Annotated in this window: 13 protein-coding genes; 6 read left to right on the top strand and 7 right to left on the bottom strand. The window is 54.6% G+C overall.

Annotated elements, in window-relative coordinates:
- Nucleotides 1-12 precede the first annotated feature (12 nt).
- From AC2FI7_RS11050 to AC2FI7_RS11070, 5 genes are all read left to right on the top strand, one after another.
- Complete coding sequence (locus AC2FI7_RS11050) at nt 13-1,395, top strand: Rieske 2Fe-2S domain-containing protein (protein ID WP_496833383.1); 1,383 nt, start codon at nt 13-15, stop codon at nt 1,393-1,395.
- On the top strand, nt 1,392-2,024 hold the full coding sequence (locus AC2FI7_RS11055) for a hypothetical protein (protein ID WP_010441554.1): 633 nt from the start codon (nt 1,392-1,394) through the stop codon (nt 2,022-2,024). The genes AC2FI7_RS11050 and AC2FI7_RS11055 overlap by 4 nt, the downstream gene beginning before the upstream one ends.
- On the top strand, nt 2,024-2,650 hold the full coding sequence (locus tag AC2FI7_RS11060) for a hypothetical protein (RefSeq protein WP_010441555.1): 627 nt from the start codon (nt 2,024-2,026) through the stop codon (nt 2,648-2,650). Before AC2FI7_RS11055 ends, AC2FI7_RS11060 begins: the two co-directional genes overlap by 1 nt.
- Nucleotides 2,647-3,840 carry a YlbE family protein gene (locus AC2FI7_RS11065; RefSeq protein ID WP_496816150.1) on the top strand — a complete coding sequence of 398 codons (1,194 nt, stop codon included), beginning with the start codon at nt 2,647-2,649 and terminating at the stop codon, nt 3,838-3,840. The genes AC2FI7_RS11060 and AC2FI7_RS11065 overlap by 4 nt, the downstream gene beginning before the upstream one ends.
- 74 nt (nt 3,841-3,914) lie before the next feature.
- The gene (locus AC2FI7_RS11070) at nt 3,915-5,126 is read left to right on the top strand and encodes an amidase (RefSeq protein ID WP_238528788.1); all 1,212 of its coding nucleotides are present in this window, start codon (nt 3,915-3,917) and stop codon (nt 5,124-5,126) included.
- Nucleotides 5,127-5,140: 14 nt separating this feature from the next.
- On the opposite strand, the gene AC2FI7_RS11075 is transcribed toward AC2FI7_RS11070, so the two are convergent.
- The 6 genes from AC2FI7_RS11075 to AC2FI7_RS11100 all read right to left on the bottom strand — a co-directional run bounded on the left by AC2FI7_RS11075 (nt 5,141) and on the right by AC2FI7_RS11100 (nt 11,456).
- Nucleotides 5,141-6,073 carry an AEC family transporter gene (locus tag AC2FI7_RS11075; protein WP_010441559.1) on the bottom strand — a complete coding sequence of 311 codons (933 nt, stop codon included), beginning with the start codon at nt 6,071-6,073 and terminating at the stop codon, nt 5,141-5,143.
- 80 nt (nt 6,074-6,153) lie between these two features.
- The gene (locus AC2FI7_RS11080) at nt 6,154-6,567 is read right to left on the bottom strand and encodes a RidA family protein (RefSeq protein ID WP_010441560.1); all 414 of its coding nucleotides are present in this window, start codon (nt 6,565-6,567) and stop codon (nt 6,154-6,156) included.
- A gap of 14 nt (nt 6,568-6,581) precedes the next feature.
- Nucleotides 6,582-7,079, bottom strand: a complete 498-nt coding sequence (locus AC2FI7_RS11085; RefSeq protein ID WP_010441561.1) for an aminomethyltransferase family protein — start codon at nt 7,077-7,079, stop codon at nt 6,582-6,584.
- Between the two features lies 1 nt (nt 7,080).
- On the bottom strand, nt 7,081-9,948 hold the full coding sequence (locus AC2FI7_RS11090) for a 2Fe-2S iron-sulfur cluster-binding protein (RefSeq protein ID WP_496833386.1): 2,868 nt from the start codon (nt 9,946-9,948) through the stop codon (nt 7,081-7,083).
- Nucleotides 9,935-10,192 (bottom strand): sarcosine oxidase subunit delta, encoded by a 258-nt coding sequence (locus AC2FI7_RS11095; RefSeq protein WP_010441563.1) that lies wholly within the window; start codon nt 10,190-10,192, stop codon nt 9,935-9,937. The genes AC2FI7_RS11090 and AC2FI7_RS11095 overlap by 14 nt, the downstream gene beginning before the upstream one ends.
- Before the next feature lie 13 nt (nt 10,193-10,205).
- Entirely contained in the window at nt 10,206-11,456 is a 1,251-nt protein-coding gene (locus AC2FI7_RS11100; protein WP_496833388.1) for an FAD-dependent oxidoreductase, read from the bottom strand.
- Nucleotides 11,457-11,742: 286 nt separating this feature from the next.
- Here AC2FI7_RS11100 and AC2FI7_RS11105 point away from each other — a divergent pair, with 286 nt between their 5' ends.
- Nucleotides 11,743-12,531 carry a phytanoyl-CoA dioxygenase family protein gene (locus AC2FI7_RS11105; RefSeq protein ID WP_120981236.1) on the top strand — a complete coding sequence of 263 codons (789 nt, stop codon included), beginning with the start codon at nt 11,743-11,745 and terminating at the stop codon, nt 12,529-12,531.
- Nucleotides 12,532-12,566: 35 nt separating this feature from the next.
- On the opposite strand, the gene AC2FI7_RS11110 is transcribed toward AC2FI7_RS11105, so the two are convergent.
- Nucleotides 12,567-13,616 carry an aromatic ring-hydroxylating dioxygenase subunit alpha gene (locus tag AC2FI7_RS11110; RefSeq protein WP_010441566.1) on the bottom strand — a complete coding sequence of 350 codons (1,050 nt, stop codon included), beginning with the start codon at nt 13,614-13,616 and terminating at the stop codon, nt 12,567-12,569.
- Between the last annotated feature and the right edge of the window lie 32 nt (nt 13,617-13,648).

Here is a 13,648-nt window from a genome sequence, read left to right on the forward strand (position 1 = left end):
GGAAGGCCAAAAATGAACACCCCATCTGACAACAGCCCATTCACGGTTCCAAAAGGGAATTTTCGCGGTCACGATCAGCAAGGTGTCTGGTCAGAAAACTACGACCCGGAATTGACCGAGGTTGGTCCGGGAACACCCTGCGGCGAGTATCTGCGCCGGTTTTGGATGCCCGTCGCCATGACTGATCAAATTAGTGATCTTCCTTATCGCCTCCGAATTCTGGGCGAGGATTTGATCCTGTTTCGCGAAAAGAAAAATGGCAGGCTGGGATGCACCCATCTGCATTGCTGCCACCGAAACATGAGCCTGGAATTCGGCATCGTGGAAGAAGGCGGCATTCGCTGCTCTTACCATGGCTGGAAGTATGGCTTGGATGGGACAGTTCTGGAAACACCATGCGAACCCCCTGCGTCTCAGGTAAAGAAAAAGGCCTGTCTTGGGGCGTACCCGATCATCGAATACAAAGGGTTGGCATTTGCTTATATGGGTCCGGCAGATAAGACCCCGCCTTTCCCGGTTATGGATACCTTCGATGATGAAGGTGATGAACTGGTACCGTATCTCATCAAGTCACCCTGCAACTGGCTACAGGTGATGGAGAACGCGTGGGACCCGTTTCATGTGGTCTATCTGCACACCAAGGCTGCGCGGGTGCAGTTCCACGAAGCATTCGCGCATATGCCGATGATTGAGTTTCACGATAGTCAGACCGGCGATTTCTATACCAATGTGCGTCGGGATGGTGATTTCATCTGGGTGCGAGTACATGACCACATGTTGCCATCGTTCACTCAGAATGGCGGGCATTTCCCAATTCCGGATCGATCAAGGTACTTTGGACGCGGTGGGCTGTCACGATGGATCACTCCGATTGATGACACCAACACCATGGTCATCGCCTGGCGTCACTTTCGGGAAGAGCGGTTCAACGACGACCCGCGCGGCATGACCAATCGGGACGAAGTGGGCTTTGGCAAAACCGATTTCTACGGCCAGGGTCCTGATCGCACCTATGAAATGCGGCAACGCGATCCGGGTGATTATGATGCTTGGGTCAGCCAGGGCCCAATCAACATTCATGCCCGAGAGAACCTGTCATTCACAGATCGTGGTGTGGCCAAGGCGCGCCGGATGTTGCGCAACGCGATCCGGGCCCTGGCAAATGGAACTCCACCTGCACAGCCAACTGACAATTTCAAGGGTATAATCCCGACTTATGCCGGGGATACCGTGTTGAAAATCCCGTTTCAGGAAGGTCGCGATGATGGCGCCCTGCAGAAAGAAGTCTCGTTCAAGGTTGCTGATATTCTGAGGTCCGGCGATCATCTGCAGGGGTTTGAGCGCCGCGTTTTCATCGAAAATGCTTTGAAAGAATACGAGGCAAGCTGGTCATGAGCATGCGAATCCCTCACAACCCGGGGCGGGTTGATTGGTCGGGCGAGAACCCGGGCATCTATCTGAAACAGCAGCCCGATCAGGCCCATTACGATACGCTGGCGTTGTTCTTTCGCGTGGTTCTGTCGCCATATGGGCGTGGTCATGCAGCAATTGTATTGGGCGCTCCGGACGAGGCCAGCGGCTGGCCGAAAGTCCCAAACCTGATCATGACCGACAACCAGCGTATGATGCGTTGGATCGTTGAAGGCTGGGTATCCAAGATGCCAACATTTGTTGGCAAACCGGGCTTGCAGGCCATGACCTGGCTGGATTGTGACAGCGTTGAAAAGCGGCCCGGCGACCTCAAGACACGCTATTCCGAGACCTTGCGTGGTTCGGGTGTGACATTGGACATGATCTGGCAGGATATGGGGCCACCGCTGCCGGTGGAAGTCACGCGCGAGAACTCGGCGACCAAAGAACACGAGATGTATTCCGTATTTCTTGAGGCCAAACAGGCTCTGGTCAGGATCAACGGCACCGCGCTGCGCGGTCAGGTGGCAGATCGCCAATTCTTTGGACGCACGATGAGCACGGCCTTTCTGGCCTTCTCGGAAACCTGGGTTACCCCTGCGGAGGACACCTGATGCCCCTGAACGAGCCCATTACCCCCGGCGTTGTTGACTGGACAGGCGAAAACCCGGGCATCCTGCTTAAAGACGAGAATGGCAATTTTAGCGCCATGGCGCTATTCTTTCGGGTGGCTTGGTCTCCGGTCGGTCAGGGGCAGGTGCTGTTGCTTCTGGGATCGCCTGATCAGGTTGAGGGTCCGCCGAATGCCCCAAATGTCATCCTCAGCGACAATCCCGAACTAACCGCGTTCCTGAAAAAGAACTTTATCAATAAACTGGCTGCCTTTGCCAATGCGCCTTCGTTCGCAACCCTGCCTGAAATTGGGGCACATGCCGTGCGCAGTTCGGGCGACCCGATGAGCCATCGGTATACCGAAACAATTGCAGGCGGCCCCTTGACGGTTGAACTGGTTTGGGAAGGCTTCGAAGCACCTCGTGCATTGGAACTGTCCCCACATGAGGTCGCCTCGGGTGAGCAAAACATGTTCTCGCTACTGGTTCCTGCCCATGCGGCCCAGATCATCGTCAATGGCCACGTGTTGCCGGGCAAGTTGGGTACGCGCGTGCAGGCAGGGTACGAGACCACAACCGCATTTCTCTATTTCTCGGAAACTTGGATCATTCCTCCGGAGGGATCATGACCCTGCACCCGTCAGACCAGTTGGCCTTTGATCGGGCGATGGTCACGCAGCCGGTCTGGAATCGATTCAACACCGCAGCTGACGCGCTTGACCTGCCAGAAAATGTACTGTTGCACGCAGGTCCAGCCTTTTCGCGCTCTACAGATATCACCGCTCCGATCCTCAATTCAGCTTGTGTTGCTGCAGTTTGGGAAGGTCTGTCCCGCGACTTTGACCAGGCCGAAGCGATGATCATGGCAGGTGAGATCGCGTTACGACCGGCACAGGATCACGACGTCGTCACACCGCTGGCAGCCGTGGTGTCCGCCTCCATGCCGTTGCATTCGGTCTACGACACATGGCGCGGTCAAACGAGGGTTTTTTCACCGATCAATGGTGGTGCACGCCCGTCGCTGCGATTGGGTCTGCGCTCGGACGCTGTCCTCGAACATATCCGCTGGCTGAACACGCGTTTTCTGGATGTGCTGCAAAACGGTCTGGCCGAAGGGATTGCGCTGGTTCCATTGGCGGTTACGGGGTTGGTAGGTGGCGATGATTGCCACGGGCGCACACCCGTCGCAACCGAAGCGTTGGTTGATGAACTTAAGGACCGCACACCCGGTGGCATCAATGACGAAAATGTTCTGGAGTTCATGGCGAGCTCCCCTTCGCTGTTCCTGAATCTCTGGATGGCGGCGACAAAGCTGATGATGAAGCTTGCCGAAGGTGTCGAAGGCTCCAGCTTTGTGACGGCAGCAGGTGGAAATGGGCGAAAGGTTGGCATTCAGATCTCGGGCCTGCCGGGACGGTGGTTTACTGTTCCCGCAGCTCCGCCCAAGGGTCGCTTCGATACCGACTTACCCGAAGATCGCGCCCTTGGCGCCATCGGAGATAGCGCCGTGGTCGAAGCCTTTGGTCTTGGCGCCATGGCCATCGAACTTAGCCCCGAGCAGAAAAAGGTTCTCGGCGCTTATCTACCTGACAATTCCAGCGCACGGGTGACAGGTCTGTCAGCAGGTTCTCATCCCTATTTTCGTTCTCTGGATATTCGGCTTGGCTCAACTGCGCGCGGAGCGGTGGCGCAAGGTTCTGGTCCAGCAGTTGGGCTTGGCATACTTGATAGGTTGGGTCAGGCTGGTCGGTTGGGTGGTGGCATCTATGACATGCCGGTCGATCCATTTTCAGCTGCTGTGAAAGCACTCAAGGCATGAGTGATTTATGCCGCCGCAGCGCGCACGACCTGGCCCGACTGATCCGGATAAGAGAAGTCAAGCCATCGGAGGTCATGCAGGCACATCTCGAACGGATCGCACTTCGCGAACCTGTGCTCGGGGCATTTCAGTACCTTGATGCAGATCGCGCCATGGATCGGGCACTGGCTGCCGATAATCGGCAATCTGACGGGCCGCTCCATGGTGTCCCATTCGTAATCAAGGATATCATCGATACCGATGACATGCCGACCGGTTGGGGCAGTGACCTGTATTCTAATCGACAACCGGTAATGAACGCGGCCTGCGTTCAGATGCTTCTCGATGTGGGCGCCATTCCTATCGGCAAAACAGTTACGACCGAGTTCGCCTATTTCCGGCCCGGCAAAACAGCGAACCCGCACAATCCAGAACATACTCCGGGTGGCTCATCATCGGGTTCCGCTGCAGCGGTCGCTGATTTCATGGCCCCGCTGGCCTTTGGATCACAGACGGCGGCATCATTGATCCGACCGGCTGCATATTGCGGAGTTTATGGATTTCGCCCTACGATCCATGGCTACCCGCTTTTCGGTGTGATGGGGTTGTCACCAAGCCTTGATACGCTTGGGGTACTCGCCCGTCATCCATATGATCTTGCACTTACCGATGCGGTTCTACGCGGCATCGAGTCGCCTCAACGAGCGCGTTTTGAGGACAGTTTGCCGCGGATCAGCCTGATGCGCGGACCACACTGGATGGATGGCTCGATTGAGATGCGTGACACCTGCACCCGTGCTATGTCCGCCATTGCAGCCGCAGGATCGGATTCTGGCGAAATTGCCCATCCTGCAATCCTTGCTGACCTAACAGCGGCACATCATACCATTATGGCCTACGAGGCCGCACGACTACGCCTTGATGAATTTGAAAAAGGATTGCCGGCGATCAGTCCTCAATTTCATGCGCTGATCGAAGCCGGCTTAAAGATCAGCGAGGCGGATTACCAGCATGCTCTGATCCTCCGTGATCGTGCCGAATTAGTATTGGAACAAATTTTTGGGGATACCGATGCCCTTCTCGTGCCGTCTGCGCCAGGTTCGGCCCCAGTGGGCCTTGAAGCGACCGGAGATCCCTTGTTCTCGCGCATGTGGAACCTTTTGCAGGTTCCTTCGATCGCCATCCCATTTGGGGTCAACCAAAATGGACTGCCACTAGGGATACAGCTTGTCGCGCCAAAGGGCTATGACGCCCGGCTACTGGATATTGCGCAATGGGTCAGTAACATCCTAAACCCATTGGGTTGAATTTTTCGGTTCGTCTAACCGATTAACGGCAACAATATCGCCAACGAAATTGGTATACTAACGGCTGCTATCAAGGTCTGAAGCGTGACGATTGCGGCCATCAAAGGCGCGTCCCCGCCTAGTTGCTTGGACAAAGTGTACGATGAAGCCCCCGTAGGCACCACGGAATAGACCACTGCAATCTGCAAAACATCCTGAGGTAACCCGACAAGTATTCCGATACATAGCGCAGCAACCGGAAACACCATCATCTTGCCGACAATAGCCAGCATTAGAGGCAGCGCACTCGCCGCCATCGCCCGGACACGCAGGTTTGCGCCAACAGCCAGCAGAGTAATGGGCAATGCGCCCGCCCCAAGAATGTCAGCCACCTCGTGGACAACAGGAATGCGGTCACCGATCATCTGGTTTGCCCCAATCGCCAATAGGATCGAGATGACATAGGGATTTCGCCCAAGCTCACGCAGGATAGCGATCGGCAATCGGGTCGCAGTATCCTGTTTCAATGCCCCCACCATCATGACCACCATGACGATGTTGGTGATAGGCACCAATATGGCTGTCGCCAGAATGGCGATGTCAAACCCCACTGGACCGTAAAGATTGGCTGCAAGCGCAAGGCCTATGAATGAGTTATGTCGCGCACTTCCCTGCAAGATCGACGTCGCCTGCGGTGCCGCATATCCCATCAGACGGGCACTGATGACTGCAAATACCAGCGCCGCCAAAAACCCACCCAATATGGTCATCGAATAAAGGCCAAGCGCAGATTTATCTAACGGCGATAACGAGATCTTCGTGAATAACAGGCAGGGCATCAAAACCCAATAAACCAGCTTGTCATTCAGGTTCCAGAAATCGGTGCTGGGAATTCCACCTTTACGAAGTGCCAGACCCAACGCGATAATCAAAAAGATCGGTAATATTGAAGTCAGAATAGTAAGCATCTCAAATTAATATTAAATCTGGGCTGCACTTCGACATACTGTCATACAGTGATATTCTAGACAACTCGACCGCCACCCATTCAAGCGCTTTCGTCCGTGTCTTCGTCGATCACAGCCATTGCATCAATTTCAACCAACAGTGAAGGGTCGGCCAAACCTTGCACGACAACCCCGGTCGAACAGTGATGCACGCCTTCAAACCAGCGGTTGATTGCCTCGTAAACCGCTGGCCGGTAGGAAATATCAGTGACATAGACCGTCAGCTTGCAAACATCGGCAAGGCTACCTCCGGCCTCTTCCATCCAGCGTTGAATATTGCGGCAGGCCTGATCCGCCTGGGCACCAGGATCATCTTCGCCGATGAGTGTCCCATCCAGCAAAGTTCCAACTTGGCCCTGCATGAAGACAAAATCGCCTCGCGCCCGGATCGCCTTGGAATAGGTCGCCTGAGCGTGATAGCGGGTTTGATATTTGTGAATATGTGTTCGTGCCATTCGCTTTTTTCCCTCTAGGCGACGGCACGGGAAAGATAATCCTCGGCCATATCACCAAAGCTCTGCTCTACGGCAAATTCAAAACCATCTTCACACCGCATAATTAGTGCTTTGAGGCCAAACAATTCAGTATAGGTCACGGTTTCTTCGCCGAACTCAGTTTCATGTATATCCAACGGACACGCAATGGACATCACTTCGTCAGCTTGCGGACCGACCACTCGAAAGAATGTCAGCGTATCCGAAACCCGCACGATGCTGATTTCCGCCGGGCAATTGGTTGGGCTGAGGTGTTTCTCCAGTTCGGCTTCCTGCTCCAGCGGAGCGCGCGCGATCCAGTGGTTTCGCCCGACATGATACAATTCGACTGAAGCTTGACCTGTCCGCGAGTTCGGCCGCTCCGGCAGTGTAGGTAGAACATCAGCTGCCCAGTTTTGAATGGCAGCTGGACTCCCTTTGAGATCAAACAGCGCGTTTAGGGGTTGGCGCACTATTGCCACGTCATAAGTCATCTCAGGACCTCAAAAGCTTGCCGTCGGGATCGTGGAACACCGGCTTGGTGATTTTGACCGGGATCACTTCATCTTTCAGGCGGACATGAGCAATTTCCCCGTGTCGGCTATGACCATTCTTCAGCAATGCCAATCCGACCCAGCGATCGTTCACAACACTCCAGACGCAGGCAGTCACGAGGCCTTCGGTGGCCTCTTTACGACCTCCGGGGGTTAGCGGCGCGCCTTCTGGCACTTGCCTGTTGTGATCTTCGGGTAGAATGCCCACCAACTCCCGCCGAGTTGCTTTTCCTTCGCGACGCAGCTGTATCGAGCGTTTGCCAAGATAGTCTGTCTTTTTCTTGGACATTGCCCAACCCATCCCAAGGTCATAGGCATCCACTGTGCCGTCGACTTCGTGTCCCAGCGACAGAAAACCCTTTTCGACACGCAGCACATGGCTCGATTCCGAGCCCACCGGTTGGATCCCAAAGGGGGCACCTGCCTCGATCACCTTGGCCCATAACTCCGCCATGTGGCGTGGAGCGACATTGACCTCAAAGGAAAGTTCACCCGTGAAACTGACGCGAACGATGCGCGCGGGAAAACCTGCGACGGTCCCATCCCTGAAAGACATCAATGGAAACACCTCGGGCGAGAGGTCGACATCTGTGCCAAGAGCCTGCATCACATCGCGCGCGCGCGGGCCGCAAATCGTGGCGTTGTTCCATTGGCTTGTCACTGTTGTGATCATCACCTGCCAATCCGGGAATTCTGTCTGAAGCAGCTTTTCCATATGCTGATTTATTGAATCCGCATGACCGGTAGAGGTGGAAACAAGCCATCTGTGTTCATCAAGCCGGAACACCACGCCATCATCCAGGATCAGCCCATCATCCGATAGCATCAGCCCGTAACGACCATTGCCGGGCGTCAGCGAAGATACCATGTTAGAATAGATAAAATCCAGGAATTGCGGGACATCGCGGCCTTTCAACTCGAATGTCCCTAACGGTGAGCCATCATAGACGCCAACGCCTTCCCGAACGGCACGGCATTCACGGTTCACGGCGTCTTGCAGGCCTTCACCCTGTTGAGGGAAATAACCCGGGCGCCGCCAACGCGCACCGGCCTCATACATGACCGCGCCATTGTCTTTGTTCCACTGGGTAACTGGCGTGTGCCGATAGGGGAACAGAACCGAATCCTCGCGTAGCCCGCCGATCGCACCGAAGGACACAGGTGTGTAGGGCGAGCGGAAAGTGGTTGTTCCGACCTCTTGCAACGGCACACCTTTTTGCATCGCAACAGTGCCGATGATGTTGATATTCCCGGTCTTACCCTGATCAATACCCATGCCGCCGGTGGTATAGCGTTTGACGTGTTCGACATTGTCATAGCCCTCACGCAGAGCCAGATGCACGTCACTGACAGACACGTCATTCTGAATATCCAGAAACGCCTTTCCGCGCTGGCCAGGCAGGTCTACCCGCCAAAGTGGCTCAATCTCATATGCAAGCTCCTCGCCCCCATCGATAATCTGATCAAGTGTCAGTTGCCCAGCCGCAGCGCCAACCGCTGTGCAGTTCTGCACTGGTTGATAAGGAAGAAAGGCAGCCAAATCTTCGTCAAACCTTAGAGTGCTGCGAGATTGAGACCACAAATGTACAGTCGGGTTCCATCCCCCTGAATGCGCAAGCAAATCGCATTCAATCCAGTTTACAGAACCCGATGAGGAAACGGCTTTTACTGCTTTGACCCCTTTATGACCGCGCACATCTCCAACAACGGTTGAAGATTGCACAGTGATTTCGGGCACCAATTCCAGTGCGGCCTGAGGTACGCAAGAGCGACTGTCGAGGATAGCCTCAACCCGCACCCCTGCCGCGATCAGATCAGAGGCGACCGCATATGCACTGTTGTTGTTGGTAAACAGGACCACTCTTTTTCCGGGAATAACCCCCCATCGGTTGAAATAGGCCTGTACCGAGGATGCTAACATAACCCCGGGCCGGTCGTTATTGCTGAAGACCATGGCACGTTCGGTTGCGCCTGTGGCGATAACCACTTCCCCTGCCCTCACGCGCCAAGAACGCTCAATGATGCTTCCCTGGTCAGGATTACGCTCATTCACAATCAGCAAATTGTGTTCGCGATATGCCCAGACGGTCGCATTCTGCAAATGGGTTACATTGGCCATCCCCCGCAGCTCCAGAACGGCAGCCTCCACCCAACCCATTGCAGGTTGCCCGTCGATGGAAAGATCGCAGTTCAACAGGCTGCCACCTGCCTCAGAGTCTTCGTCGGCAAGGAATACGCGCTTACCCGCCCGTCCTGCCTTAAGCGCTGCCTTCAGTCCGGCGGGGCCTGCGCCAGCGACCAAGACATCAGCATGGGCGTGGCGCGCTTCGAAATGCCCCGAGGATGGCGGCTGAGCCGGTGCAGCAGCCAACCCGGCAGCTTTGCGAATTGAAGGCTCAAAAAGATGCCAATTGGGCCATTTGAACGTCTTGTAATAAAATCCGGCCGGTATGAAACGGCTGAGCAGTTGATTTACACCGCCAATATCAAACTCGGGCGATGGCCAGCAATTCACCGAACGTGCGCTTAGCCCGTCGCGCAAAGGGACGGTGGTTGCCGGGCGGTTCCCCGAGGCATCCTCACCATCCAGCTCCACCAGTGTCGCGGGTTCTTCGGGACCATGACCAACAATGCCACGAGGGCGGTGATACTTGAAACTGCGCGCCGTGACACGAACATCGTTGGCCAATAAGGCCGAGGCAAGAGTATCGCCTTCAAACCCCTCATAGGATTTGCCATTGAAGGTAAATCGCAGAGTTCGGCTTCGATCAATCCGCCCACCAGATGCACAGCGGTTATTCTGAGTCATCTGGGGCCTCCACAATGTCATGGGTCCGGGTATCACGCCAAATCGTGACCCACTCGCTACAGCCTCGCGCATGCCACCACCGTTCCTGAACTGGGCCTAAGGGGTTTGGCGCCACGGTCAAATACTCGACCCATTCCGCGTCGTTAACGCTGTTCGGGTCGGGGCGGTCTGCACCGACCGCGCCTCCAAAGATAAATTCGCTTTCATTACGTTTGCCGCAGAATGGGCAGGGAATTAGCATCATGAACCTTACCCTCCTAACGCGCCGTGGTTGTCCCGGCTTCCATCACAAAATCCAGATGGCGAAACCGGTTGAGCGTAAACGAAGACATCAGTGGATGAGGCTCGCTCTTGGCCACCAGATGGGCAAGCGTCAACCCACCGGCGGGGATAGCCTTGTAACCGCCCCACCAACCGGCTGTTACAAACAAACCCGGCAAGTCTGTCTGATCCATAATGGGTGAGGCATCGTGAGCAATATCCAGATGCCCGCCCCATTGCCGCATAAGTTTGAGTTTCTTGAACGACGGGAACAGGGAAAGCATCGCGGTTACCGTGTCTTCAAACACGTTCTGCTTAATATCGCGTCGGAAACTCTGACCCATATCCGGTGCACCGCCGATCACCATCTCACCCTTGTCGGATTGGCTGAAATAGAACCCGCTGTCAGGGCAGTTCACTATGACGTCCACTAGTGGTTTCACCGGCTCAGACACAAATGCCGTCAGGTTCATCGTGCGCAAAGGTAGCTTCAGCCCGACGGTTTCAGTCAACGTTGTGGTATGACCTGAGACGGCGACAACAACTTTTTTGGCACGAATCGTACCGCGATTGGTTTCGACACCGCTGATATGGCCATCAGCCCCGCGGATCAGAGATTGAATTGCGGTTTGCTGGTGTATCTCGACCCCAAGCGCATCAGCCGCGCGCGCATATCCCCACGCCACTGCATCATGCCTGTTCACGCCAGCATCCGTATGCACCATGCCGCAAATTACAGGCAAACGCGCATCCGGGCCGCCCCCGGTCAGCGCTGGTATTCTGCTACGCAGTTCGTTCTCCGATATCTGTTCGTAAGTCGAACCGTAAATATCCATCGCCAGTTGCCGTCGCCTGAGCTCGCGCAACTTGGGCCAAGTTTGCACAACATCCACCATGGTGCGCTTCGAATGCATCATGTTGAAGTTCAGTTCGTGCGTCAGACCCTCATACATGGCGACGGATTTGACGTAGAAGGGGATCGACTCGTCCCGCATGTAATTGGATCGGATGGTCACCGTATTACGAGCGATATTGCCACCACCTAGCCAACCTTTTTCAACCACAGCGACGTCTGAAATGTCGAATTCTTTGGCGAGATAATAGGCGGTCGCAAGACCGTGCCCCCCAGCACCGATCACAACAACCTCATACTGGTCTTTGAGCGGGGGGGAACGCCAAGCCCGCGACCAGTTTCGGTGCCCTGAAAGTGCATTCCGGGCGAGCGAGAACACAGAATATTTTTGCATGGTGATCCCAATATTGACCACAAGCAATGTACGGTCAATAAATTATTTTACCATCACGCAAAACTATTGGCCGTTTAACCAAATTGTTGTACGGTGAGTCATGAACTTCCGCATTAAACAGTTTCACCGGAACCTCGCTGGCAAATGGTCTGCCCGGTCGCGGTGGCCTTGTTTCATCATCAATTGCCGCAGTTCTCCATCTTACTGACACCACGTGGATCGCGGCGCTTCGCGCCAATTTACGAACCCGCCCGGAAACGGAGTGGAAACTAAATGGATGGATCAGATGACCAAGCCAATTGAACTTAAGGACCTGCAGGAATCCTACGCGCGAGACGGCGTCGTATTGTTAAAAAGTATCCTGTCAGACGACTGGCTAAGCAAATTGCAGGATGCAGTTGATACCGAAGTCACAAAAGGAGACCGATACTTTGCGTATAAAAATATGCGCGAAAACCCCGGCACTTTTCAGGACTATTGCCTGACATCGGATATCGGACAACGCGTGGCTGAGGTATCAGGCAGTCCGTGGACATCGTTAATCTATGACCAGATTTTCGTAAAAGAGCCGGGAACGCGGACCCAAACCGGATGGCACACGGATCAGCCCTATTGGCCCGTCGCAGGACCGATCATGACGATGTGGATCGCACTTGACCCGGTTGACCCCGACAATGGAGCACTGGAATTTGTGCGTGGATCACATGCATGGGGCGCAAAATACCGGCCTTTCAAAACCGATCAGCAAGGTGGTTTCCTGCACTATCTGGAAGAAGATAACCCGGATTACATAGACATGCCGGATTTTGAGGCCGACCGTGCCCAATATGACATCTTCCACTTTGAAAACATGAAACCAGGCGACGCACTCGCCTTTGACGGAATGACCGTACATTCGGCTATGGGCAATCGGACTTCGACACGCCGCAGGCGCGGATACGCAATTCGATTTGCTGTCGAAGGTGCGACCTATGAACCTCGGGATTCGGTTACAGAATGGCTACATGACGATAGTTTGAAACCCGGCGCACCCTTTGCAGGGGGCCGGTTTCCAATCATCTATGAAACTGCCTAAGATACGGGGCCGGCGATCCGGCCCCGAACCAGAAATCAGGCTTGCTTTAGCGCGCTTTCTGTTACCGTTGTTTCAGCTTCAATCGCCCGATCCAAAACGCGCCGATAAATCTTTGCTCCGGCATCCAGGCCTAGATCGATATGAGGTGTCTTTGCATTCTTCATGCCCTTGTGCACCTCTTCCAATACTTCTTTATCCTCAATAAATGCCATCCGGGCACCATCGTTCATGAATTTCGAAACCTCTGCATTGTCAGGGTCAGAATTACGATGCTGGAACCAGAAATATCTGGTTTCATCTTCGTTTATCGGTGTCATGAAGTTGTACGAAATATTGATAAAGGTCTGCTCGACCGGGTCTATGTCATAGCCGCCGGTGCCGACCGGCGTATAGATGGATTTGTTCAATCCGATCGCTGGGAGGCACATCTCATAATGCTGCAGGCGATCACATTCGCCTTCAAATGCGACCAGCTTGGAGTAGTAAGGCGACGGCGGCTTATTCTCGATCCAGCGAGAAACGATCACGCCTCGATCGGTTTTTTCAACATTCAGGGGCTCTTCATCCGTTCCGGCCCCTGCAAATGAAGAGACGTGAACCCAGGCCACATGGCTGGGATCAAGCAGGTTGTCACAGACCCAAAGGTAGTGGCAATCGATGTCCATCACGCCGCCATCGGTCATGCCCCAGGTTGGGTTGTCAAAGTTCTCGATAGGGAAAATCAGATCAGGGTTGGCCAACTCGGGATCGCCCATCCAAATCCAAAGCAGGCGATAGCGATCAACAACCGGATAGGATTTCACGACCGCGCGGCGGGGCGTCATCCCGCGCTGTGTCGGGCTATCCGTGCATTTCCCCGAGCAATCGAAGGTCAACCCGTGATAGCCGCATTCTACGGTGTCTCCTATCAGATTCCCTTTCGACAATGGCAGCTTACGGTGTGGGCAAGCATCTTCCAACGCGACCGGAGTGCCATCTTGCTGTCGATAAAGCACAACATTTTCACCCAGATAGGTTTCCGCTTTCAGCTCACGGCCGATATCCTTGCTCCAGGCGGCGACATACCAACAATTCCTGAGATACATGGGCTGCTCTCCTTGTCGATCCGGTGGCTAGG

The sequence above is a fragment of the Ruegeria sp. YTSA064 genome (assembly GCF_059610325.1).